Annotated in this window: 18 protein-coding genes; 10 read left to right on the top strand and 8 right to left on the bottom strand. The window is 68.3% G+C overall.

The window, feature by feature from the left end:
- The first annotated feature begins 54 nt into the window (after positions 1-54).
- Positions 55-1,527, top strand: coding sequence for a M28 family peptidase (locus tag NVU01S_RS20405; protein ID WP_043668968.1), 1,473 nt, complete (start codon positions 55-57; stop codon positions 1,525-1,527).
- 195 nt (positions 1,528-1,722) lie between these two features.
- Here NVU01S_RS20405 and ilvA read toward each other — a convergent pair whose 3' ends face one another.
- Both ilvA and NVU01S_RS20395 read right to left on the bottom strand, forming a co-directional pair.
- Positions 1,723-2,958, bottom strand: a complete 1,236-nt coding sequence (gene ilvA, locus NVU01S_RS20400; protein ID WP_043668971.1) for a threonine ammonia-lyase — start codon at positions 2,956-2,958, stop codon at positions 1,723-1,725.
- 79 nt (positions 2,959-3,037) lie between these two features.
- Positions 3,038-4,204, bottom strand: coding sequence for a serine hydrolase domain-containing protein (locus NVU01S_RS20395; protein WP_043668974.1), 1,167 nt, complete (start codon positions 4,202-4,204; stop codon positions 3,038-3,040).
- Between the two features lie 146 nt (positions 4,205-4,350).
- Between NVU01S_RS20395 and NVU01S_RS20390 the strand changes: the two genes are divergently transcribed.
- The 3 genes from NVU01S_RS20390 to NVU01S_RS20380 all read left to right on the top strand — a co-directional run bounded on the left by NVU01S_RS20390 (position 4,351) and on the right by NVU01S_RS20380 (position 7,402).
- Positions 4,351-5,073 (top strand): GntR family transcriptional regulator, encoded by a 723-nt coding sequence (locus NVU01S_RS20390; protein WP_014983536.1) that lies wholly within the window; start codon positions 4,351-4,353, stop codon positions 5,071-5,073.
- 83 nt (positions 5,074-5,156) lie between these two features.
- Positions 5,157-6,665, top strand: a complete 1,509-nt coding sequence (locus tag NVU01S_RS20385) for an NCS1 family nucleobase:cation symporter-1 (protein WP_043669096.1) — start codon at positions 5,157-5,159, stop codon at positions 6,663-6,665.
- A complete protein-coding gene (locus NVU01S_RS20380; protein WP_043669098.1) occupies positions 6,665-7,402 on the top strand; it encodes an aspartate/glutamate racemase family protein in 738 nt (245 codons plus the stop codon). Before NVU01S_RS20385 ends, NVU01S_RS20380 begins: the two co-directional genes overlap by 1 nt.
- Before the next feature lie 61 nt (positions 7,403-7,463).
- Here NVU01S_RS20380 and NVU01S_RS20375 read toward each other — a convergent pair whose 3' ends face one another.
- A complete protein-coding gene (locus tag NVU01S_RS20375) occupies positions 7,464-7,814 on the bottom strand; it encodes a hypothetical protein (protein ID WP_043668977.1) in 351 nt (116 codons plus the stop codon).
- A gap of 309 nt (positions 7,815-8,123) precedes the next feature.
- Between NVU01S_RS20375 and NVU01S_RS20370 the strand changes: the two genes are divergently transcribed.
- A complete protein-coding gene (locus NVU01S_RS20370) occupies positions 8,124-8,648 on the top strand; it encodes a hypothetical protein (RefSeq protein ID WP_043668980.1) in 525 nt (174 codons plus the stop codon).
- Here the strand turns inward: NVU01S_RS20370 and idi are convergent.
- From idi to NVU01S_RS20355, 3 genes are all read right to left on the bottom strand, one after another.
- Positions 8,626-9,198 carry an isopentenyl-diphosphate Delta-isomerase gene (idi, locus tag NVU01S_RS20365; protein WP_052280492.1) on the bottom strand — a complete coding sequence of 191 codons (573 nt, stop codon included), beginning with the start codon at positions 9,196-9,198 and terminating at the stop codon, positions 8,626-8,628. The genes NVU01S_RS20370 and idi overlap by 23 nt on opposite strands.
- Complete coding sequence (locus NVU01S_RS20360; RefSeq protein ID WP_043668983.1) at positions 9,195-10,067, bottom strand: geranyl diphosphate 2-C-methyltransferase; 873 nt, start codon at positions 10,065-10,067, stop codon at positions 9,195-9,197. Before NVU01S_RS20360 ends, idi begins: the two co-directional genes overlap by 4 nt.
- Positions 10,068-10,190: 123 nt before the next feature.
- Positions 10,191-11,597: a family 2B encapsulin nanocompartment shell protein gene (locus tag NVU01S_RS20355; RefSeq protein ID WP_043668986.1), complete on the bottom strand. Its 1,407-nt coding sequence runs from the start codon at positions 11,595-11,597 to the stop codon at positions 10,191-10,193.
- 532 nt (positions 11,598-12,129) lie between these two features.
- Between NVU01S_RS20355 and NVU01S_RS20350 the strand changes: the two genes are divergently transcribed.
- Together NVU01S_RS20350 and NVU01S_RS20345 are read left to right on the top strand one after the other, a co-directional pair.
- Positions 12,130-15,066 (top strand): acyl-CoA synthetase, encoded by a 2,937-nt coding sequence (locus tag NVU01S_RS20350; protein WP_052280501.1) that lies wholly within the window; start codon positions 12,130-12,132, stop codon positions 15,064-15,066.
- A 116-nt stretch (positions 15,067-15,182) separates the two neighbouring features.
- Entirely contained in the window at positions 15,183-15,782 is a 600-nt protein-coding gene (locus tag NVU01S_RS20345) for a class I SAM-dependent methyltransferase (RefSeq protein WP_043669106.1), read from the top strand.
- Here the strand turns inward: NVU01S_RS20345 and rffA are convergent.
- Complete coding sequence (rffA, locus tag NVU01S_RS20340; RefSeq protein WP_043668988.1) at positions 15,779-16,918, bottom strand: dTDP-4-amino-4,6-dideoxygalactose transaminase; 1,140 nt, start codon at positions 16,916-16,918, stop codon at positions 15,779-15,781. The two genes, NVU01S_RS20345 and rffA, sit on opposite strands and share 4 nt — an antisense overlap.
- Positions 16,908-18,029 carry a glycosyltransferase gene (locus NVU01S_RS20335; RefSeq protein WP_052280493.1) on the bottom strand — a complete coding sequence of 374 codons (1,122 nt, stop codon included), beginning with the start codon at positions 18,027-18,029 and terminating at the stop codon, positions 16,908-16,910. The genes rffA and NVU01S_RS20335 overlap by 11 nt, the downstream gene beginning before the upstream one ends.
- Before the next feature lie 330 nt (positions 18,030-18,359).
- Here NVU01S_RS20335 and NVU01S_RS20330 point away from each other — a divergent pair, with 330 nt between their 5' ends.
- The 3 genes from NVU01S_RS20330 to NVU01S_RS20320 all read left to right on the top strand — a co-directional run.
- On the top strand, positions 18,360-20,519 hold the full coding sequence (locus NVU01S_RS20330) for a membrane protein (protein WP_043668991.1): 2,160 nt from the start codon (positions 18,360-18,362) through the stop codon (positions 20,517-20,519).
- 57 nt (positions 20,520-20,576) lie between these two features.
- On the top strand, positions 20,577-22,778 hold the full coding sequence (locus NVU01S_RS20325; RefSeq protein ID WP_043669111.1) for a membrane protein: 2,202 nt from the start codon (positions 20,577-20,579) through the stop codon (positions 22,776-22,778).
- Positions 22,779-23,096: 318 nt separating this feature from the next.
- Positions 23,097-23,531: hypothetical protein (locus tag NVU01S_RS20320; protein ID WP_156522228.1), on the top strand; the 435-nt coding region annotated here is incomplete at its 3' end.

Genomic DNA, 23,531 nt, shown 5'->3' with positions numbered 1-23,531 from the left:
TCGGCTTAATCTCCGACCATCCGGGATTCATCCATCCCTTCTGGAGGAGCCGATATGCCCCGCATCTTCCCCCGAGACAGGGCCGGCCGCGTTATCGCCGCAGCCACCGCTCTGCCCGTCGTTTTCTCGCTCGCGCTGATGGGTTCCGCGTACGCGGAACCCGGCGCACCGCCCGAGCGGCAGCTGGCCGACTCGATCAAGGCACCCGCCGTGAAGCAGCACCTCGACCGGTTCCAGGCCATCGCCAACGCCAACGGCCGCACCCGCGCCGCGGGCACCGCCGGCTACGACGCTTCGCGCGACTACGTGGCCGGCGCACTGCGCCAGGCCGGATACCAGGTGACCTTGCAGCCGTTCACCTTCCAGTCGTTCCGGGAGCGGACGACGGCGGTCATGGAACGGGTCTCCGGCGGTGCTACCAGCTATAAGGCGACCCCGGCGGACCGCAGCCAGCTCGGTGATTTCGCCACCCTGACCTACTCGGGCTCGGGCGAGACGAAGGCCACGGTCCAGGGCGTCGACCTGGCCTTGTCGCCGCGCGGCGAGGCGAACGCCTCGAACTCCGGTTGCGAGGCAACGGACTTCGCGAAGTTCACCCGCGGCAATATCGCGCTGCTGCAGCGCGGCACCTGCACCGCGGCGGACAAGGCGCGAAACGCCCAGGCCGCAGGCGCTTCCGGCGTGATCATCTTCAACGAGGGGCAGCCGGGCCGCACCGACGCGTTCACCGAGGCGCTCGACGAAAAGGGCATCACCGTGCCGGTCGTCGCCACCAGCTACGCCGTCGGCAAAGACCTTGCCGGCCAGGCGAACTCGGTGGTCCGGCTCAAGACCGACACCGAGGCGCTGCCCGCCACGACGCACAACGTGATCGCCGAGTCCCCGCAGGGTAACGCGGAGAAGGTCGTGATGGCCGGTGCGCACCTCGATTCCGTGCGCGCGGGCGCCGGTATCAACGACAACGGTTCCGGCAGTGCGGCTTTGCTCGAGATCGCGCTGCAGATGGCCACGTCCACGCCGAAGAACAAGGTCCGCTTCGCCTGGTGGGGCGCCGAGGAACTCGGCCTGGTCGGCTCGAAGTTCTACGTGAACAACCTGTCTCAGGCCAATCGCAACCGGATCGCGCTCTACCTGAACTTCGACATGATCGGTTCGATCAACTACGCCTACAAGATCTATGACGGCAGGCAGGGGCCCGCGGGTTCGGCGGAGATCGAGCAGAACTTCGCTCGCTACTTCACCTCGAAGGGGCTGCCGTACGGGCGCACCGCGCTGGACGGACGGTCGGACTACGGCCCGTTCATGCGGGTGGGCATCTCGGTCGGCGGCCTGTTCACCGGTGCCGAAGGCATCAAGACCGCGCAGGAGCAGCGGCAGTTCGGCGGTCAGGCCGGACGGCCGTACGACCCCTGCTACCACCGTTCCTGCGACACGACCACCAACATCAGTGACAAGGCGTTGACCGACAACGCGGGCGCGATCGCCGACGCGATGCAGACGTACGCCGCAGCCGACGTGCTCCCCTGAACGAATATTGTTCGGTAACAGCTTGATTCGTTGGTACCAACCCGTGTCGCCGTCCTCGGCCGAGGACGGCGACACGGCTGCGGGCGGTACCCGAGCCGCCCCGCCGCGCACGTTTTGTCACCGCGCGTGCGTGTCCGTCGACCAACACGCGCGCGGGGGTGGCAAAAGGTGCGCGCCGGTGCGCCGGTCGGCTATCTAGTCCTCGACGCGCACGGAGTAGCCCGCGTTGGTCAATGCGGTGAGGACGTCGTCGCGGTGCGTGTGGCCGCGGGTCTCCAGGGTGAGCGAGACCTCGACCTCGTTGAGCGCCAACCAGGTACCGGTCCGTGAGTGCGCGACGTCGACCACGCTGGCACCGGTCTTGCCGACCACCGCGAGCAGCGCGCTGAGCCCACCGGGCCGGTCCGCGATCGTCACGCGCAGCGCGAGATAGCGGCCCGCGGCGCTCAAACCGTGGCCGATCAGCCGGGTGAGCAGCAGCGGATCGATATTGCCGCCGGACAGGATCGCGCACACCGGCCGGCTCAGGTCCAGATCCAGATCGGCTGCGGCGCAACTCATCAGGGCCGCGACCGCCGCCGCGCCCGCGGGTTCCACGATCAGCTTCGCGCGTTCCAGGCAGAGCAGCAGCGCTTTGGACAGCGAGTCCTCGTCGACCGTCAGCATCGTCGAAACATGCGCGGCGACATGGGCGAACGGCACCTGGCCCGGCTGGCCGACCGCGATGCCGTCGGCCATCGTCGACATCCGCCCGACCCGCACCGGCTTGCCCGCGGCCAGCGACCCCGGCCAGGCCGCCGCCTCGGCCGCCTGCACACCGATCACGCGCACCTGCGGCGCCAGCTTGTGCAGGGCCACCGCGACCCCGGCGATCAGCCCGCCCCCGCCGGTCGGCACGAGCACCGCGCCCAGGTCGGGGACCTGCTCCAGGATCTCCAGCGCCACCGTCGCCTGCCCGGCCACGATGTCCGGGTGATCGAACGGATGGATCAGCGTGGCGCCGGTGCGTTCGGCGAACTCCCTCGCGGCGTCCAGGGAATCCTCGATGGTCTCGCCGACCTGCCGCACCTCGGCCCCGTAGGCCTTGGTCGCCGCCAGCTTCGGCAGCGACGCGCCGACCGGCATGAACACCGTCGAGGTGAGGCCCAGCGAGGCGGCCGCCCAGGCCACGCCCTGCGCGTGATTGCCCGCGCTCGCCGCGACCACGCCGCGCGCCCGGTCCTCGGCGGGCAGATTGGCGATCCGGTTGTACGCGCCGCGCGGTTTGAACGATCCGGTGCGCTGCAAGTTCTCACACTTGAGCAGCACCTCGGTGCCGACCCGCTCCGAGAGCACCCGCGAGGTGACCATCGGCGTCCTGCGCATCACCGGCGCGAGCAAGGCCGCGGCGGCCTCGATCCGTTCCATACCGACCAACTCCATGCCGCACATGCTGCCACCTCGGCCGCCATTGCTCCCACGAATCTTCGGCCATTTCTCCTTTACACCGAACGAAGGACAACAGCGCGGGTCACCGTTTGGCGAGATTGTGCGCGAGCGCGCCGAGCCGGGCCAGCCGCGCGTCGCCGAGCGGGGTAATCCGGCTGCCGAGCCGGTTGGTGACGAAGGCGAGCCCCACTCCGGTGGCGGGGTCGGCGAAGGCACCGGAGCCGCCGAGCCCGAAATGGCCGAACGCCGAGATGGGTTCGGCCTTGGACGGCTTCATCGGCACGCCGTGGAAGCCGAGCGCCCACGGGATGCGCAGGGCGAGAACATAATCGGGGGTGAAGATCTGGCGTTCGGTCATCGCCGTGATGGTCTCCGGGCGCAGCAGCTGGAAGCCGTCGAGCGTGCCGTCGTTGGCGAGCGCGCCGTAGAGCCGCGCGAGGGCGCGGGCGCCGAAGACGCCGTTGACGCCGGGCATCACCGAATCATGCAGGCGCGGATCGGCGATCAGGTCCGCGAAGCCGGTCGGGGTGGTGTCCATGGCGGCGGCGAATCTGGTCCTGCGGGTGAGCCGGCGGCTGTTCTCCCAGCTCATTCCCGCCACGGTCAGCCGAGGGAAGTTGGTCGCGATGCGCCCGCGCTCGGCTTCGGGCACCCGGAACCAGAGTTCTTCGGCGCCGAGCGGTTCGGCGATCTCGGTGCGCAGCACGTCGGTGAACTTCGCCCCGCTCACCCGGCGCACCAGTTCGGCCACCAAATGCCCGAACGTGATGCCGTGATAGCCGCTGGTGACCAGCCGGCGCGGATCCGGCGTCCCCGCGGCCAGGGCCTCGGTCACCGCGACATCATCGAAGAAGCGTTCCACCGGCCCGGGCAGCAGGTCCCGCAGCCGATGCAAACCCGCTCGGTGCGTGAGCAATTCGCGCACAGTGATCCGATCCTTGCCCGCCGCACCGAATTCGGGCCAGTAGGTGGTGACCAGCTCGTCGTAGTCCAGCAGGCCGCGCTCGGCGAACCGGTGCAGCAGCGTGCTCGCGACACCCTTGCCGGTGGAGAACGCCATGGCCACCGTGTCCTGCGCCCACGGCACGCCGGGCCGCGCGAACCCGGCCCAGACATCGACCACGGGCTCGCCGTGCTGATAGACCGCCAGCGCACCGCCGCCGTCGGCGGGCCGGCGGAACAGCCGGTCGAACTCGGCGACCAGGGTGGCGAACCGGCGATCTACGAACTGTGCTGCCGAAACCGTCATCGCGAAACTCTCTGTCGTACGGATCGATTCCAGGATGGCATGCCCGATCGCAGCGCCCGCACACCCGTCGGGGTCCGCGGGGCAGACGTTTCCTGAGCGTCACAATGCCGACCGAGATCGCAACATGCCTGGTCTAGCGTGTTCGCATGCCCCCGAGACGACGTTCGGCGCTGCTCGCGCGGCTGGTCGCCGACACCCCGGGCCGCCCGCAGATCATCCTCGGCGAGCTACGCCGGGTGATCCTGGACGGTGCGGTGCCGCCGCGCACCGTCATCCCGCTGCGCGAGGTGGCGGAGCTGTTCGGCGTGAGTCATATCCCGGTCCGGGAGGCGCTCAAGACGTTGATCGGGGAGGGGTTGGTCACCCATCAGCCGCACGGCGGCTATGCCGTGGCCCAGCTCACCGCCACCGAGCTGCGCGAAATGTACATCGTGCGCGAGACCCTGGAGAGCGCCGCGCTAGCGGCCGCGGCGCGGCACGCGGACGCGGCCGACCGCGCCGAGTTGATCGCGGTCAACGTCGCGCTGGAACAGGCGATCCGGGACGACGATCCGGCCGCCTATCACCGCCGGTCCCGCGATTTCCATGTCGCGCTGACCCGGCCCTCACGCATGTTCCGGCTGTTGCAGATGCTCGAATCGGCGTGGAATGTCACCGAGCCGGTGCAGTCCATGGTGCACATCGGCCGCGCCGATCGGATCCGGCTGCACACCGACCACGCCCTGCTGCTCGACGCATTCCTGGCCCGCGATGTGGACCGTCTGCTCGGCCTGGCCGAACGGCATCACCGCAGGCTGGAGACCGTGCTCGCGACACTGCCGACCGATACCGGCCTGCTCGCACCGGAAGATATATCTGCCGCGCAATAGCCGGGAAATAACAACGCAACGGCCGGGCAATCGCGGCTTCCTACCGTCGGTGCGATCACAGATCCACCCGGATGGGAAACCTCATGACCGACGCACTCGTCCCGGCGGCGCCACTGTTCGCGCCGCCCGCTCGTCCCGCACCGGCGGGCAGCACACTGCCCGCCGAGTATCACCCCCGATTGACCAATGCCGATCTGGCGCCGCTGCGCGAGCAGAAATGGGGCGCCTACAACATCTTCGCGTTCTGGATGTCGGACGTGCACAGCGTCGGCGGCTACGTCACCGCGGGCAGCCTGTTCGCGCTCGGCCTGGCCGGCTGGCAGGTGCTCGCGGCACTGCTGATCGGGATCGGCGTCGTGTACCTGTTCTGCAACCTGGTGGCGAAGCCGAGTCAGGTGACCGGCGTGCCGTATCCGGTCATGTGCCGCAGCGCCTTCGGGGTGCTGGGCGCGAACATACCCGCGATCATCCGCGGCCTGATCGCGGTGGCCTGGTACGGGATTCAGACGTTCCTGGCGTCGGCTGCCCTGGATGTCGTTCTGGTGAAACTCTTTCCAGGCTTGGCACCCTTCGCCGTCACCGAAGACCACGGCTTTCTCGGCCTTTCGCTGCTCGGCTGGGGGAGTTTCCTGACGCTGTGGGTGGTGCAGGCGGCGGTGTTCTGGCGGGGGATGGAAGCCATCCGCAGGTTCATAGACTTCTGCGGACCCGCCGTCTACGTGGTGATGTTCCTGCTGTGCGGCTACCTGATCGCCGAAGCCGGTTGGGGCGCCATCGATTTGAACCTCGGCGCGGTGACCTACACCGGCTGGGACGCGGTGCCGGTGCTGCTCGGCGCCATCGCGCTCGTGGTGTCCTATTTCTCCGGCCCGATGCTGAACTTCGGTGACTTCTCCCGCTACGGCCGGACTTTCGCGGCGGTGCGCCGCGGCAATTTACTCGGTCTCCCGCTCAACTTCCTGGTCTTCGCGCTACTGGTGGTGATCACCGCCTCGCTGACCGTGCCGGTCTACGGTGAGCTGATCACCGACCCGGTGGCGACGGTCGCGCGGATCGACAGCACATTCGCGATCGTGCTGGGCGCGGTGACCTTCACCGTCGCCACGATCGGCATCAATATCGTCGCGAACTTCATCTCGCCCGCCTTCGACTTCTCGCACGTGCACCCGCAGCGGATCAGCTGGCGGGCCGGCGGCATGATCGCCGCCGTGGGCTCGGTGCTGATCACCCCGTGGAACCTGTACAACAACCCGGAGGTGATCCACTACACGCTCGAGGTGCTCGGCGCGTTCATCGGACCGCTGTTCGGCGTGCTGATCGCCGACTACTACCTGGTGCGCAAACAGCACGTGGTGGTGGACGACCTGTTCTCCATGGCGGAGTCCGGAAGATATTGGTACCGCAGGGGATACAACCCTGCCGCGGTGCTCGCCACCGTGTTGGGCGCGCTGGCGGCGGTGCTCCCGGTACTGGCCGGGGACGTCACCGGGATGTCCACGGCCGCACAGTACAGCTGGTTCATCGGCTGCGGATTGGGCTTCGCCGTCTACTACGTGCTGGCCACTCGAACGAAATGGGCGGTGCGGGCCTGATGTGGATCCGGGTGATCAACCCGAACACGACGCGGGCGATGACCGACGCGATCGAGCCGTGCGCGCGCGCCGTGGTCGCGCCCGGCACCCGGCTCGACGCGGTGACCGCCGAGCTCGGTCCCGCGTCGATCGAGAGCCATTACGACGAAGCCCTCAGCGTCCCTGGGGTTCTCGCCGCCATCCGACTCGGCGAGGCGGAGGGAGTGGACGGCTACGTGCTTGCTTGCTTCGGTGATCCGGGCTTGGACGCCGCCCGGGAACTGGCCCGCGGACCGGTGATCGGTCTCGCCGAGGCGGCCATGGCCACGGCGAGTCACCTCGGCGGTGGTTTCAGCGTGGTCACCACGCTGAGCCGAACCGTCGGCCGGGCCGCCGATCTGGTGGAACGCTATGGGTGGCACCGATTCTGCCGTGGTATCCACGCCTGTGAGCTGCCGGTGCTCGCGCTGGAGACCGACCCGGACGCGCGCAAGCTCGTCATCGAGGCCTGTCGCACGGCGGTCGACACCGACGGCTGCGATGCCATCGTGCTCGGCTGCGCAGGTATGGCGCGGCTGTGCGCGGATATCAGTGCCGAGATCGGGGTGCCGGTCGTGGACGGCGTCGCGGCGGCGACGCTGACCGTGCAGTCGCTGCTCACCCTGGGAGTGCGCAAGTCGGGGCGGGGCGAGTTCGCCACGCCGCCACCCAAACCCTATGCGGGACTGCTCCGTTCGTTCGGCAGTCCCGCGGGCTGACCGGGCCGGAGCATGCCGATGCCCCGCACGCGTGGGGCGTGCGGGGCATCGGGGGGAGGGGTTATGCGGCTACCGCGGTGTGCAGCAGGTGGAGTGCGGTGTCCGGGTCGTCCACGTCGACGACGAGACGGGTGAACGCGGCGCCGGAGAGTTCGATGCGCAGTGCGCGGCCGTCGAACCTGGTGTCCCAGAATTCTTTTCGGCCTTTGCCGCGGAAGGTGCCCGCGGCGATCACGCCGGGGAAGAAGGTGCCGGGCGTACGCAGCCACGGCGGGCGCAGGTCCACCTCGGCCTTGGTCACCGCGGTGATATCGGCTAGATCGAAGGTGATCTGCTCACGTAGCGCGAGGACCTGATGCCCACCGAGCACCTGGATCGTCACGGTCGTACCGGTGACCTCGACTTCAACCATTGCGCACCTCACTTAGCCGACAACTTGCTACGGCTCCCAGGATGCAAGACCGACCTGGTCGTAGCCTGTGCCGTTCCTATGATTTCTCTCAGGATTGTGAACATGCTCCTACGTAGATATGCGCATCTAGACATTTGATCCGTTGTGGGCGGCCGATCGCCAATGCCCGTGTGGCGGGATAAAAACCGCAAGGGCGGTATGAGATTCTCGTCATGCTCGTGCTCCACCCGCTCCGCGAAAGGTCCAGCCCGATCGGCGACCGGTGGGTAGGTCGGTGCTCGGGGTCCGCCCGCGAGAAGAGGTGCCGCGGTGTTGCTGCTCAGCAAGTTCACCCTGACGGCGGCGGTATCCGCCACGTTGCTCGGCCCGTTCTGCCCGGGCCCGGCGTCCGCGCTGCCCCCGGCGGGCACCTGCGCGGGCGGCGATTTTCGCTGGACCGCCGTCGACGGTGCGATCGATATGTCGCCGAACACGCTGACGTTCACCTCGGTCGGCGTGCTGCGGGACTGTTCCGGCGGCCCCGAGGGCATCACCGGCGGCACGTTCACAGGCACGCACATCGCGACCTCGGACTGCATGCATCCGGCGGACGGGCCGATCACCGTCGACGTGCTGTGGTCGAACGGGGAGACGAGCAGGCTCTGGGGCCAATGGCCGGTCACCATGCAGCAGCCGACCGTCGGGCCGCTGGCGGTGGTGGCCGGACTCGGCCAGGGCAGCACGGTCCGGATCACCGCCGACTACGAGATGATGACCCCCGAGATGATCGGCGGCTGCCTCGGCCCGGGCCTGCGCACCGGCGTCGGCCGGCTCAGCGCGGCGACGTTCCAGTGACCGCCTGCTCGGCGACATCGAGGACGCCCGCGAGCCACGGCGTGTAACTGCCGGGGTCGGCGATCAGTTTCTCGCGCAATGCCTCCGGGTGGATCCACGCGTAGTCGGCGACCTCGGCCGGGTCCGGGCGGGGCGCCCCGGCGGTGAGCTTGCCGACCAGCACGTGGTCCCATTCGAATTCGACGCGTCCGGTGGCCGAGTCCTCGGCGTGGTAGCGATAGACGCCCACCTCGGTGAGCGCGGTGGCCAAGCCCATCTCCTCGGCGAGGCGCACCGCGGCTCCGGCCTCGACCGGTTCACCCGGGGCGGGATGCCCGCAGCAGGTGTTCGCCCACTGGGCCGGGAAGCGGGTCTTGACCGCCGCCCGCTGCTGCAACAGCACCCGCCCGTCCGCGTCGTAGAGCAGCACCGAGAACGCGCGGTGCAGCCGGCCGGGCGCCTGGTGCGCCAGCGCGACCGAGCACGTCCCGACCGCGTGACCCGAGTCGTCGACGAGCTCGACGAGTAGGGCCTCGCGGTCGGTCAGCGGCTGGTCGGCAGAGTTGGTCACCTGCCTACCTTATCGGCGGCGATCAGCAGGTACTGGAAGCTGCCCTCCTTGTACGCGGTCAGGAACGGCTTCTCCACGCCGGTCGCGAGCTCGGATTTGGTGCGCAGTTCCCAGTAGGGGATGGTCGCCGCGGTGAGATCGGTGACCCCGATCGGCACCAGGCCGTTGTCGGCCATGGCCCGGAAGTATTCGCTGCGCGGATGGATCATGCAGCCGTAGTGCGCGTCGATCCAGCTGACCGACGACGATCGCCCGCCGGTGAGGTCGTTGGAGCAGCCGGTGATGCAGACATAGCGGCCGCCCGGTTCCAGCAGGCGGGCGAATTCGCGGAACAGATCGAACAGGTCGACGTACATCGTCGTCTCGTTCGTCCAGATGGCGCGCCTGGACCACGGCTCGAATCCGGTTTCCAGCATGTTCCGGAAGTGGAACTGCACCTTGTCGGCGACGCCGCGTTCGGCGGCCTGCTCGTTGGCGAAGCGCACCTGATATTCGGAGATGGTGACGCCGTCGACCGCGCAGCCGAACCGCTGGTTGGCCATGAAACTCGTCCCGCCGCGGCCCGATCCACCGTCCATCAGCCGGTCTCCGGGCCGGACGTCACCGAGGTGGTCGAGCAGTAACTCGGCCTGCGCGGTCTCCAACCGGTGCAGTTCCTTGACGATGCGTTCCTGCCGGGTCTCCTCGGGCCCGGTCAGGACCGACAGATCAGGTGCGCCGATACCGTAGTGATGGTGGTAGAGCCCGTCCACCTCACCGAGTTTCGTGTTCACCCGGTCGTCGTTCGGGTTGTTGTTCCAGTAGTCGGCGACCGACTTCTGGTAGCTGGTGCGGAGCACGGTGTCGGTGTGCGGGTTCAGCGTGGTCATGCGAGATCATCCCCTTTGGTCACGGTAGGGCTCACATTGCGGGACTGCGTCTTTCGGGTTGTCGGGGCGGTGGTCAGGTGTTGCGGTAGCGGCTGCCGCCGGTCGGCGTGGCGGCGCACCCCATCAGTCGGCCTGGCGGGCGACCAGGACGTTGTCGAGCACGCCGAGCGCGTCCGGGACCAGCACGGCGGCGGAGTAGTAGCAGCTGACCAGGTAGGAGATGATCGACTGGTCATCGATGCCCTTGAACCGCACATTGAGGCTGGGCTCGTACTCGTCCGGGATGCCGATCTGATGCAGGCCGATCACACCCTGATCTTTTTCGCCGGTGCGCATGGCCAGGATCGAGGTGGTCGCGGTATCGCTGACCGGAATCTTGCCGCACGGGAAGATCGGCACCCCGCGCCAAGCGGGCACGCGGTGGCCGTCCACGTCCACCGGATCCGGATACAAGCCGCGCTTGCTGCATTCGCGCCCGAAGGCGGCGATGGCTTTCGGGTGTGCGAGAAAGAGTTTCGTGCTGCGGCGCATGCTGAGCAGTTCGTCCATGTCGTCCGGCGTGGGCGGGCCCGACTCGGTGGCGATGCGCTGTTTGAGATCGCAATTGTGCAGCAGGCCGAAATCGGGATTGTTGACGAGGTCGTTCTCCCGGCGTTCGTAGAGCGCCTCGACGGTCAGGCGCAGCTGCTGTTCGACCTGGTTCATCGGATCGTTGAACAGGTCCGCGACCCTGGTGTGCACCCGCAGCACGCTCTGCGCCAGGCTGAGCTCGTACTGTCGCGGCGCCGAGTCGTAGTCGACGAAGGTGCCGGTGAGCATCGGCTCCCCGGCGTGCCCGGACGCGACTTCGATATCGGCCTCGCCCTTGTGATTCTGCGGCTGGGTGGACACCGCGGCGACGCGTGAGAGTTGCTCGCGTAGCGCGGGTGCGTTCTCGGTCACTTCGTCGAGGGCTTGCCTGGGCAGCACGAGAACCGTTGTCCGCGTGACGGTTTTGACGGTGGCCGGCCAAATGGCGTCCGGATCGGTGAGCGTTTGTTCGCCGAAGAAATCGCCGCCCGCCAACATGCCGAGTTTGGTCTGTTCACCGTATTCGCCGGAGCCGAGTTTGCTCAGTTTTCCGTGCACGATGAGGACGACCTGATGCATCGGATTCCCGAATTCGGCGACCACGGTGCCCGGTTCCAGATCGCGCTGCTCGAAACGGTCGGACAGCGCGCGCAGCACTTCTTCGTCGTCGAAACCGCGCAGCGGCGGAAGTTCTTGGAGTTCCAAAGGAATGACGCGCGCCTGTGACCCGTCGACGATGAATTCCACCTCGCCGTTGCCGACGGTGTGCGTGAGGCGGCGGTTCACCCGGTACACACCGCCGTTGACCTGGGTCCATGGCAGCATGCGGGTGAGCCAGCGCGAGCTGATGCCCTGCATCTGCGGTTCGGATTTGGTGGTGTGCGCCAGTTTGGCGGCGGCGGAGGTACTGAGGCTCTTGCGGACATTGTTTTCCGTGTGGACTGGCATTTCGATGGTCATGCGTGGTCCTCCCCTCGAGATAGGGCACCGAGACGATCAGATCGAAGACGGCTTTACTGCACCACGAATAAGCGGGCAGGAAACCCGCGAAAGCTACGGTGGACGAACGAAATGTCTTACACGACAGTGTGTTCCAGACGGCCCGAGTTTAGTCCGGGCGGTCGGGCCCGCGCAGCGGAATATCGCAGATGCCCGTGCCGTGATTCGGATGGTCACGACACGCGACCGATCGAAACAACGCCGGATAACGTTGTGTACACGAACGGTGATTCGGCGTACAGATCGCGCAGCGATAGCTACCCTCGCGCGCCGCGAACGGCGCGCGACCGGCATGGATCGGGTCACAGCAGCCACATAATGGACACTTGGTGTGGGAAGCTCGACGGAACATGTAGTCGGCGTACTTCTCGGGGACCGGAAGGGACTCCTTTTCGGCGGAGTGCGCCGGTCATGTGTGCCACGTTCTAGGGTAGGGCCAGGAGCGATTGTGAAGTTCAGCGCGAAGGATTTGGTCGGGTCGGTGCAGCGGTTGATGGCAACCGCGCAGAACGGCCTCGAGGTCATCCGCTTCGGCGGGTTGACCCATGATGTCGAGTCGTCCCCGTTCGAGGTGGTCGAGCGCCGGCGCATGTACCGGCTGCGGCACTACTTCCCGGACGACACGACGCCGAACCGGCCGGTCGTCCTGCTCGTGCCGCCCTTGATGGTGAATGCCGACATCTGGGACGTGAACGCCGAGGACGGCGCCGTCGGCATCCTGCATCGCGGCGGAATCGACTGCTGGGTGGTGGATTTCGGCTCGCCCGCGAAAGAAGAGGGCGGCTGGGAACGCGACCTGGCCGATCACGTGCTCGCGGTGAGCAGCGCGATCGACGCGGTGACCGAGGCGACCGGCAGCAGTGTGCACCTGATGGGGTACTCGCAGGGTGGCATGTTCGCTTACCAGGTCGCCGCCTACCGATATGGCAAGGGCGTGCAGAGCATCGTGACGTTCGGCAGCCCCGTCGACATCGTCGCGGGCATGCCGTTCGGCCTGCCCTACGGCATGGTCTCCGATGTCGCCGATTTCCTGGCCGACCACGTGGTGACCCGGCTGCCGATCACCGATTCGATGGTGCGGATCGGTTTCCAGATGCTGGATCCGATGAAGACCGCGAAGGCCAGGCTCGACTTCCTGCGCCAGCTGCACGACCGCGAGGCATTGCTGCCCAAGGAGCGCCAGCGCCGGTTCCTGAACAGTGACGGCTGGGTCGGTTATGCCGGTCCGGCCGCCGCCGATCTGCTCAAGCAGTTCGTCGCGCACAACCGTTTGATGTTGGGCGGCTTCGTGATTCGCGATCACCCGGTCTCGCTCGCGGAGCTGAAGTGCCCGATCCTCGCGTTCGTCGGCGAGGTGGACGACATCGGTCAGCCCGGCGCGGTGCGGGGCATCGTGCGCGCCGCGCCGAACGCGGAGGTCTACGAGGCGACCCTGGTCGCCGGGCATTTCGGTCTGGTCGCGGGCAGCACCGCGACCAACCACACCTGGCCACTGGTGCGTCAGTGGGTCGATTGGCTGGAACGCGACACCCTGCTGCCGCCGCAGATCCATCCGATGGTCGATCAGGTCGAGGCGAACCGGCCGCGTTCGGCGGCCACCCGCGTGGTGCACACCGCGGCCTCGCTGGCCGAGGCGGGCGCGGGCGTCGGCAAGGCGCTGGAGGGCATCGCGAACAACACCGTGCGCGGCTCGGTGGAGCTGGCGGGGGAGGCCGCGCGGGCACTGCCCCGGCTGACCCGGCTCGGCATGATCCAGCCGCACACCCGGATCTCGCTCGGCAGGCTGATCGCCGAACAGGGCCGGCGCGCCCCGCTGAAGGATCTGTTCCTCTTCGATGACCGGGTGCACACCAACGCCGCGGTCAACGTGCGCATCGACAACGTGGTGCGCGGGCTGATCTCGGTCGGCATCCGCCCGGCGATGCGGGTGGGCGTGATCATGGAAACCCGGCCGAGCGCGTTGGCGACGGTCGCCGCGCTGTCCCGGCTCGGCGCGGTGGCGGTGCTGCTCGCGCCCGGCAGCGAACTCGTCCGCGCGCTGGAACTGACCCACGTCGACACGGTGGTCGCGGACCCGGAGAACCTGCGGCACGCGGCGGGCACCGGGGCGCGGGTGCTGGTGCTCGGCGGCGGGGACAGCAGGCAGCTCGATCTGCCCGCCGACGGCCAGGTGATCGATCTCGAGCAGATCGATCCCGCGCAGGTGAAGCTGCCCGGCTGGTATCGGCCCGACCCCGGGCTCGCCCGGGAGCTGGCGTTCGTGCTCGTTACCGGCACCGGCGACCGGCTCGAGACCAAATACATCACCAACCATCGCTGGGCGCTGTCGGCCTTCGGCACCGCGACCACCGCCGACCTGAACCGCAGGGATACGGTGTACTGCCTTGCGCCGCTGCATCATTCGTCGGGCCTGCTGGTCAGTCTGGGCGGTGCGATCGCGGGCGGCAGCCGGATCGCGCTGGCTCGCTCACTGGATCCGGCCCGGTTCGCCGAAGAGGTGCACCGCTACGGCGTCACGGTGGTCACCTACACCTGGACGATGATGCGCGACATCCTCGACGCCGAGGTGTTCCCGGCCGGCCCGTATGCACCCGGCCCGAATGCCAACCACCACTGGCATCCGATCCGGCTGTTCATCGGCTCCGGCATGCCCGCGGGGCTGTGGCGGCGCACCACCGAACAGTTCGATCCGGCGCGGGTGGTCGAGTTCTACGCCTCCATCGAGGGTGATGTGGTGCTGGCCAATGTGCAGGGTGCCAAGCGCGGGTGCAAGGGCAGGCCGGTCCCCGGCACCGCCCGGGTGGAACTGGTCGCCTACGACCCGGTCACCGAAAAGATCCTGACCGACGAGGCCGGTTACGCCCGGCGCTGCGCGGACAACGAGGTCGGTCTGCTGATCGGCAAAGCGTCCGAGGGCATCGACATCTCCGCGGGCGGGCTGCGCGGCGTCTTCGCGCCCGGCGATTCGTGGATGCCGACGGAGAATCTGTTCCGCCGCGACAGCGACGGCGACTACTGGCTGATCGACCGCACGGACACCGTCATCCACACCGCGCGCGGACCGGTGTTCGGCCAGCCGATCGTCGACGTGCTCAACGATGTCACCGCGATTGATATGGAGGTCGCGTACGGGCTGGAGACGGGCAAGAACTGCATCGCGGTCGCCGCGGTGTGCGTGCGCAAGGGATTCCGGTTGGAGCCCAAGGACGTGACCGAGGCGTTGCGTGCGCTCGATCCGGACCAGCGGCCCGACGTGGTCCACGTGGTGGCCGAGATCCCGCGCAGTGCCTCCTACCGTCCGTCCACCCGCGCGGTGCAGGCGGCGGGCCGCCCCGAGCCGGGGCCGGACACCTGGTGGTACAACCGGGCCTCGGACGCCTACGAAATCCTCACCGAGGAAGACGCGGCCGCCGTGCTCGGCGACCGATAGCCGTTCGCGCGCCGCCGAATTCACCGGCTCGAGCCGCCCGCATGTGCGGGCGGCGGCCGCGCGCCGTAGCATCCCACGCTGACGTTGCTGTCCGATTCTGTTCACAGGGGTATTTGGTGCGATCGAGCCTGATCTACCGCAACGCCACCGTCTACGAGCTGCTGATGCGTGCGCTGTACGGCCGGCACTACGCGGCCCGGTACCGCGCCGTCGAGGCGCTGGTGCCGGCGGGCGCGAGCGTGGTCGATCTGTGCTGCGGTCCGGCGACCCTGTACACCCGGTATCTGCGGCAGAAGTCGGTCGACTACACGGGATTGGATCGCAACGACGGCTTCGTCGCGAAGCTCACCGCGGCGGGCGGGCAGGGGCGAGTCTGGAATCTGAATTCCGACACACCGCTGCCTGCGGCGGACTATGTGCTGATGCAGGCCAGCCTCTATCACTTCCTGCCCGATCCCGCGCCGGTGCTGGACCGGATGCTGGCCGCGGCGCGCAAACAGGTCATCATCGCCGAACCCGTGCGCAATCTGGCCAGCAGCGACAACCGGGTGCTCGCGCTGCTCGGCCAGCGTTTCACCGATGCCGGCGACGGCGCACAGGCACACCGCTTCACCGAGGCGACGCTGGACGAGTTCTTCCGGCGCTACGCGGCCCGCATCGACCGGCAGTCACTCATCGCGGGCGGCCGCGAAAAGCTCTACGTCCTCGACGCTTAGACGATGAACTCCGTGACCGCCGCGACCACGCGGCCGATCTGATCGTCGGTGAGGTCCGGCCAAAGCGGCAGGCGCACAACGGTTCCGGAGAACTGCGCGGTGCGCACGCAGGGCTGCGGGGTGCGGCCGAGTTTCAGCCCGGCCGGGCTGGAATCCAGTGGCACATAGTGGAACGGCGCCACGATGCCCTGGCCGCGCAGATGGGTGATCAGGTCGTCGCGGCGGTCCTCGTCGGGCACGCGCAGGTAGTAGAGGTGCGCGGTGTGCTCGCGATCGCCGGGCACGGTCATCAGCCGAACATCGTTGCGGGCGGCCCAGTCCGGCAGCGCGGCGGCGTAGGCGTCCCACACCCGGTGCCGTCCGGCCTGGATGGTGGCGAACTCGTCGAGCTGCGCGTCGAGCACGGCGGCGTTCAGTTCGCTGGGCAGGTAGCTCGAGCCGATGTCCTGCCAGGAGTACTTGTCCACCGCGCCGCGCAGGAAGCGGGCGCGGTCGGTGCCCTTCTCCCGGATGATCTCCGCGCGCGCCATCAGGATCTCGTCGGTGAGCAGCAGCGCACCGCCCTCACCGCAGTGCACGTTCTTGGTGTCGTGGAAGCTGAGCGTGCCGAGCGCGCCGAGGGTGCCCAGCGCGCGTCCGCGCCAGCGGCCGCCGAGCCCGTGCGCGTTGTCCTCGACGATGGCGAAGCCGTGCGCGTTGGACAGTTCGAGCAGCCGCTCCATGTCCGCGGCGACACCGCCGTAGTGGATGACGACGACGGCCTTGGTGCGGTCGGTGAGCGCGGCCGCCACCGATTCCGGATCGATGTTGCCGGTCTCCGGATCGATATCGGCGAACACACAGGTCGCGCCGCGCAGGGCCATCGCGGTCGCGGTGGAGGTGAAGGCGAAGCTCGGCACGATGACCTCGTCGTCCGGGCCCAGCTCCAGCAGCAGACCCGCCATCTCCAGCGCGGAGGTGCACGAGGTGGTGAGCAGCGCGTGCGGCGCCTCGGTGATGGTCTTCAGCTTCGCGGTCGCCGACGCGGTGAACGGTCCGTCGCCGTGACTGTGATCCGAGCCGAGCACCGCCGCCAGATTGGCCAGTTCGCGCTCGGCCCGGAACGGGCGGCTGAAGATGATGCGGTCAGTGGTCAACCCGGTCGTTCCCCCTGTTGGCAGTGGTGGTCAAGGTCCGCAGTTCGGCGGTCGCGGCGGCGGGGTCCTCGACTGCGGAGGGTAGTGCCTGCGGCCGCGGTGTCGGTGAATCGACGGTCAGGTAGAGCGGTTTACCGACCAGAATGTGCAGCGCCACGCCGAGATACTCGGCGATGAGCCCGAGCGAGAACAGGATGGCGCCGGACACGAGCAGCAGCACGACGATCATCGACGCCCAGCCCTCGGGCGCCCAGTTGTCGGTGGTGAGCGCCTCGTAGACGATGAACGCGGCGAGCAGCCCGCCGCCGAGCGCCAGCGTTACGCCGAGCATGCTGACCAGGCGCAGGCCGCGAGTTCCGCTGCACAGCACCATCTTCCAGAACAACGAGAACAGCCGGCGGTAGTTGTAGCCGGACTCCTCGCGGCCCTCGGCCCGCAGCACCACCGGCACCTGCGCGACCTTGCCGACCACCCAGGTGAGCGCGACATCGAGATACACCCCGTTGGACGCGACCTCGGCGAGCTGACGGCCGATGGCGCCACGGATCAGCCGGTAGCTCTCGAACCGGGTGGAGTCGGGGAACGCGAACAGCGTCGCCAGCACCAGCTTCGCGCCGCGCGAGGTGAGGTTGCGCAGGAAGCCGTGCGGGCGGGTGTTGCTCGGCTTGGAGTAGACCAGTTCGGCGCGTTCGGTCAGCGCGGCATCGAGGAAGGTGCCGATGAACCGCGGATCGTGCTGGCCGTCCTCGTCCATGGTGACGATCCAGTCGCCGTTCGCCGCGGACATGCCCGCGATGGTCGCGGCGTCCTGGCCGAAATTGCGGCTGAGCCAGATGGTGCGCACCTCGGGGTAGGCCCGCTCGAGTTCTTGCAGCACCACATCGGAGCGATCGGGTCCGTGGTCGTGCACGAGGATGATCTCGTCGATCTGGAAGGTGACCCCACCCGCGGTGGTGCTGGGGCGGGTGAGTTCGTGGAGTTCGGCGACCAACTCGCCGACGGTGTCCTCACCCCGGTAGATCGGCACGACGACGGAGATGCCGTGCGATCGGGCGGACCGGCCGTTCGGTACGACGGCGGAACGGGGCGTCTGATTGGACGGAATCGGCATCAGCTTGATCGACTTTCGATGACGGTGCGTGCCGGTAGCTCCCGCGGGACAGCAGGGCCCGAGCCGTCCAGAACTCTAGCATGGTGCGGGTTTCCGATTCCGGGGCAGCACATCCCCCCATCATCATCGCGGCGGCGGGCTGATGCCAAGTGCCACACCGCTGTGTAGGGTTTGGAACTCGTGACGGAAAGCGCAGTGTCGAGGGTGGTGCTCCCCGGGTCCGCCGAGGTCAACACGGCTACTTCTGCCGAGCCGCCTGCGCCTGCCGGATCGGACGCGGCCGCGTCGGCACCCGAGCCCGCGGCAGACGATCGTTCCGCTCGTCGCGAGGTGTACCGCTGGGGCGCGAGCACGGTCGCCGGCGTGATCCTCGGCTATGTCGCGGTGTTGCTCGCCAACGCCAGGCACTTCTATACCGACGACACCGAATCCCAGTACACCGGACTGTGGATCGGGCTCGGGCGCGCGTTACGCGACGGCACCTTCCCGGTGCTGGTGCCCGAGCGGTGGATGTCGGGCAACAACACGATGGACGACGCGGGTCTGTTCAACCCGCCGCAGTTGCTGATCGATCTGATCGCGCCGTCGGTGGACAATATGGCGCTCTACGCCACCGTCGTGAAACTGATCTTCGCGATCATCTCCGCGCTCGGCGTCTACCGGATCTGCCTGGCCTACGGCGGCCGGCCCGCCTGGTCGGCGGTGGCGGGCATCGCGTTCCCGCTCTCGGGCTTCTTCCTGTTCTTCGACGAGGCCAGCTGGATGACCGCGCTCACCGGCACGGCCTGGCTGGTGCACGCCTGGGCGTCCTCGGTGCGCTACACCCGCGGGCAGGGCGGGCCGATCCCGGTGTTCGTCTATCTCTATCTGACGATCTCCACCCAGTACATCTTCCCGGCGGTCGAGGCGGCGCTGATGCTGCTCGCGGTCGCGGTGGGCGAGCTTGTGTACCAACGGAAATGGCTGCCCGTGCTGCGGCTGGCGATCGTCGGCGGCTGTGCCGGACTGGCCGGGCTGCTGACCTTCCTGCCGAGCATGCTCTCGGCCAAGGTCACCTGGCGCGGCACCATGGAGATCAACAACGACCAGTTCCTGACCGTGCCGTGGTCGGAGTCGCTCAACGCCAGCCTGCCGAGTTCGATGCCGGCCTTCACCTCGTGGTGGGGCTATGTGCAGCCGATGCCGGTCACCTACATCGCCTGGTTCCTGATTCCGGCGCTGGCGTTCATCGACTGGCAGCGAGCCCGGCAAGCCTGGCGGGAGCTCACCGGCGTCGCGTTCTTCGCGGTCGTGATGCTGATGTGGGCGGCCGGGCCGGGATCCATCGGTCCGCTGCGCTGGCCGGTGCGGGTGCTGCCGATGCTGGCCATCGGGCTGCTGGTGCTGGTGTGCGTGCTGCTCGGGCGCTATGCGACCACGCGGGATCTGAAGCACCGGACGATCGCCGCGGGCGTGCTGATCTTCCTGCTGTTCGTGCGGACCTTCTCCGCCGATCCGCATCAGGTCGGCTGGCATGTGCTCGCGGTCGCGGCGGTGGTCGTGCTCGGTGCCGGCGTGCTCTGGCTGGATCGGACCAAGGGCACGGCCATGGCCTGCGCGCTGGCGATCGTCGCGATGTTCCCCATCGCCTACCTGCAGGTGAACGCCGCGCAGCCGACGCCGATGACGTGGAACCTGCCGACCAACCGCTCCGAGGCCCAGGCCGCCTTCCCGGATTTCCCCGGCACCACCCTCCAGCTCGCCGAGCGCGGTTTGGTGCAGCCGGGGGACAAGAGCCTCGAAGGTGCCTACGGTTCCCTGGTTTTCGGTAACTACGCCAAGTCACTGGACCTGAGCTACGTCAACGGCTACACCCCGACCGGCCACTTCTATTTCGGTGAGCTGCTGTGCATGCGCTGGGACAGCAGCGTGTGCCCGGACGCGTTCCGGCGCATGTTCGCCCCCGAACCGACCACCGGGCGCAACCTCGCCGACCTGATGAAGATCGACCGGGTGGTGTTGCAGCGGGCACTGTTCCCGGACGCGCGCAATCAGCCCGCACCGGACGGCTGGAAGTGGGTGGACTACCCGGGACACGAGCAGTTCATCTCGGTGCTCGAACGCGTCGACGGGCCGATCTCGACGGTGAACGGACGGGTCTCGGCCACCAAGAACGCGACGGCGACGTCGATCTCGGAGACCGACACCACCAGCCGGGTCCGGGTGAGCGCGCCCGCGGGCGGCAAGGTGGTGTTCGCGCGCCTGGGCTGGCCCGGCTATCGCGTGACGCTGGACGGCAAACAGATTCCGATCACCACCGTGGCGAAATCGTTTGTCGCCGTAGACCTTCCCGCGGGCACCCAGAACGCCGAACTGGTGCTGACCTGGCGTCCGCCGGGCTGGAAGATCGGCATCGCCGCGCTGGCCGCCGGTATCGTCGGCACCGGTGTGCTGCAGTGGCTGTACGTGCGCTCGCGGCGACGGACAGGGGAGCAGCCCGCCGCGGTGTGATGCCTGTAGGGTCTGGGACTCGTGGTGGAAAGCAGCAGCGCGCTCGCCCGGCGGGACGTGTACAAGTGGGGTCTGATAACCGCACTCGGCGTGATCGCCGGATACGGCGCCGTCCTGCTGGCCAACGTCCGGCACTTCTACACCGACGACACCGAGTCGCAGTACGCCCCGCTGTGGGTGATGCTAGGAAATCGCCTGCGCGACGGGCAATTTCCCATGCTGGTCCCCGAACACTGGATGGCGGGCAACTACACCATCGAAGAGGCGGGCCTGCTGAATCCGCCGCAGCTGCTGATCGATCTGATCGCGCCCTCGGTGGACAACGTCGCGCTCTACGCCACCGTGGTGAAACTGCTCTTCGCGATCGTGCTCGGCCTCGGCGTGTACCGGATCTGCCTCGCCTACGGCGCGAAAGCCCCGTGGGCGGCGGTCGCCGGCGTCACCATGCCGTTCACCGGCTGGCTGCTGTTCTTCGACGAAGCCAGTTGGTACACCGCGTTCGTCGGCACGGCGTGGCTGACGCACGCGTGGGCGTCCGGGGTCCGCTACGCGCGCGGGCTCGGCGGCAGCGGTCGGTCCGGATCCAGCGGGCCGATCCCCACTTTCGTGTTCCTGTACCTGGCGATCTCGGTGCAGTACATCTTCCCGGCCGTGGAAGCCGGGCTGATGATCGGCGCGGTCGCCGTCGGTGAGGTTGTCTACCAACGCAAATGGCGTCCGTCGCTGTGGCTGCTCGCCACCGCCGGCTGCGCGGCACTGGTCGGGCTGGCCACTTACCTGCCGAGCATGCTCTCGGCCAAGGTGACCTGGCGCGGTACCGCTCAGATCAACAACGACCAGTTCCTCACCGTGCCCTGGTCCGAATCGCTGAACGCCAGCCTGCCCAGCACGCTGCCCGCCTACAACTCCTGGTGGGGTTACGTGCAGCCGATGCCGGTCGTCTACATCGCGTGGTTCCTGATCCCGGCGCTGGCCTTCATCGACTGGCGCAAAGCCCGGGAGAACTGGCGGGAATTCACCGCGATCGCGTTGTTCGCGATCATGGCACTGATGTGGACCGCCGGACCCGGCGCCATCGGCCCGCTGCGCTGGCCCGCGCGAGTGCTGCCGATGGTGGCGCTCGGGCTGCTGGTGCTGGTGTGCGTGCTGCTCGGGCGCTACGCCACCTTCGACGGCTGGCGGCGGCGCGGTATCGCCGCGGGCGTGCTGATCGGGTTGCTGTTCGTGCGGTCGTTCTCTGCCGCCCCCCGCGAACTGGGCGGGCATGTGGTCGCGGTGCTCGCGGTGACCGCGCTCGGGGCGGCCGTGGTCTGGCTCGGACGCAACAAAGGCACGGTCGCCGCCTGCGCGCTCACGCTCGTCGCCGTGTTCCCCATCGCCTACGTCCAGGTGTGGGCCGCGCAGCCGACCCCGATGGGCTGGAACCTGCCGACCAACCGCTCCGCGATGAAAGCCGCGTTCCCCGACTTCACCGGCACCACCCTGCAATTGGCCGATCGCGGACCCATCACGCCCGGCGAGCGAAACCTGAAGGGCGCCTACGGGTCTCTCGTCTTCGGCAACTACGCCAAAGATCTCGAACTCACCTACGTCAGCGGGTACACGCCGAACGGCCACTACTGGTTCGGCGAGCTGCTCTGCATGCGCTGGGACACCAGCGTGTGCCCCGATGCCTTCCGGCGTGCGTTCGACATCGAACCCGGCACCGGACGCACCATCGTCGACCTCATGAAGGTCGACCGGGTCGTGCTGCAACGCGCGATGTACCCCGACGCCCGCAACCAGCCCGCGCCGCCCGGCTGGAAATGGGTCGACTACCCCGGCCACGAGCAGTACATCTCCGTGCTGGAACGCGTCGACGGCTTGCTCTCCACCCGCAACGGGCGCGTCGCGGCCGCTCTCGGCGTCACCGCCACCTCGGTCGCCGAATCCGACCGCACCAGCAAGGTACGGGTCAGCTCCGACACCGGCGGCCAGGTCGTCCTCGCCCGCCTCGGCTGGCCCGGCTACCACGCCACCCTCGACGGCAAAGACCTCCCCACCCACCTCGTCGCCAAAACCTTCCTCGCCGTAGACATCCCGGCCGGCACCAAAAACGGCGACCTCGAACTGACCTGGCGACCCCCCGGCTGGCAAATCGGCGCCGCCGCCATCGCCCTCGGCCTCGTCGGCGCCGGCATACTCCAGTGGCTGTACACCCGCCGCCGCCCCGAAGAACTCGCCGAACCGTCCCCCGAACGCGACCTCGCTGCGGTGTGAGGTTGTGCGCATGTCGGTGGTATCAGCGGGTCGCTGCCGGTTCGGGTGAGCCGGGCCTGAGGAGGGTGGCAAGGAGCGGGTCTCCCCGCGCAGTGTGGGGCGTGCCTGATGCTGGGCGGATGGTCGCCGCGGTCCTCAGTGAACTGCCGGCGTCGGCTTGCCAGCTGGGGCGGCCGGCGTGCTTACGGCAGAGTTCCGTGCGGTTCGCACCCGGTTTCGGGGGTGGATGGGCGGGGAGTTGGCGCGCGGGCCGGGGTGGTCGTCGAGGAATCGTGCGGTGGCGACTAGAGTGCCCAGCGCGACAGGAGGTGCCGCCTGGTGGATTTCGACGATGACCGGAGCGTGGCTTCCGCACGCACCGAGGAGGTGATCCGCGCGGTGCCCCGAGGCCCTGTCCGCGACAACTACGACCTGCGGCCCGACGCCGCGAACCACCAGGTGCCGCCCGCGTCGCCTACCGAGACAGATCTAGGTCTTGCACAGCAGTCGGGCGATTCGCCGCAGAGCGCAGCGCAGTTCGCGCCCGACGGAGAGAAGTTCCCGACTGCTGGTGGCACGGGCGCGACAGCCCCAGACCTGGGTCAGGGCGAATACGCGGCGGCCGACATAACCCGTAATGCCTTGGGGGACAAGGATGTTTCGCCGTCCGGGCCAAGCGCGCTGGGGTCGGAAGCAGTCGCCGCTGCAGGCGGTGCAGTTTTGACCGGTGCCGCCGATGACGTGGTGGCTGGCGCGGGCGCTGAGGGTCTGGCC

This window comes from Nocardia vulneris (assembly GCF_001613425.1).
Lineage (GTDB): Bacteria > Actinomycetota > Actinomycetes > Mycobacteriales > Mycobacteriaceae > Nocardia > Nocardia vulneris.
The sequence above is the reverse complement of the archived record's forward strand: the minus strand, read 5'-3'. Positions and strand labels throughout refer to the sequence as shown.

Coding starts and splice junctions, on each gene's coding strand:
- NVU01S_RS20390 (WP_014983536.1), top strand. CDS start 4,351: ATGCCCCCGAGACGACGTTCGGCGCTGCTCGCGCGGCTGGTCGCCGAC.
- NVU01S_RS20350 (WP_052280501.1), top strand. CDS start 12,130: ATGGCAACCGCGCAGAACGGCCTCGAGGTCATCCGCTTCGGCGGGTTG.
- NVU01S_RS20385 (WP_043669096.1), top strand. CDS start 5,157: ATGACCGACGCACTCGTCCCGGCGGCGCCACTGTTCGCGCCGCCCGCT.
- NVU01S_RS20360 (WP_043668983.1), bottom strand. CDS start 10,067: ATGACCACGCTGAACCCGCACACCGACACCGTGCTCCGCACCAGCTAC.
- NVU01S_RS20335 (WP_052280493.1), bottom strand. CDS start 18,029: ATGCCGATTCCGTCCAATCAGACGCCCCGTTCCGCCGTCGTACCGAAC.
- NVU01S_RS20405 (WP_043668968.1), top strand. CDS start 55: ATGCCCCGCATCTTCCCCCGAGACAGGGCCGGCCGCGTTATCGCCGCA.
- NVU01S_RS20395 (WP_043668974.1), bottom strand. CDS start 4,204: ATGACGGTTTCGGCAGCACAGTTCGTAGATCGCCGGTTCGCCACCCTG.
- NVU01S_RS20355 (WP_043668986.1), bottom strand. CDS start 11,597: ATGACCATCGAAATGCCAGTCCACACGGAAAACAATGTCCGCAAGAGC.
- ilvA (WP_043668971.1), bottom strand. CDS start 2,958: ATGTGCGGCATGGAGTTGGTCGGTATGGAACGGATCGAGGCCGCCGCG.
- NVU01S_RS20380 (WP_043669098.1), top strand. CDS start 6,665: ATGTGGATCCGGGTGATCAACCCGAACACGACGCGGGCGATGACCGAC.
- NVU01S_RS20375 (WP_043668977.1), bottom strand. CDS start 7,814: ATGGTTGAAGTCGAGGTCACCGGTACGACCGTGACGATCCAGGTGCTC.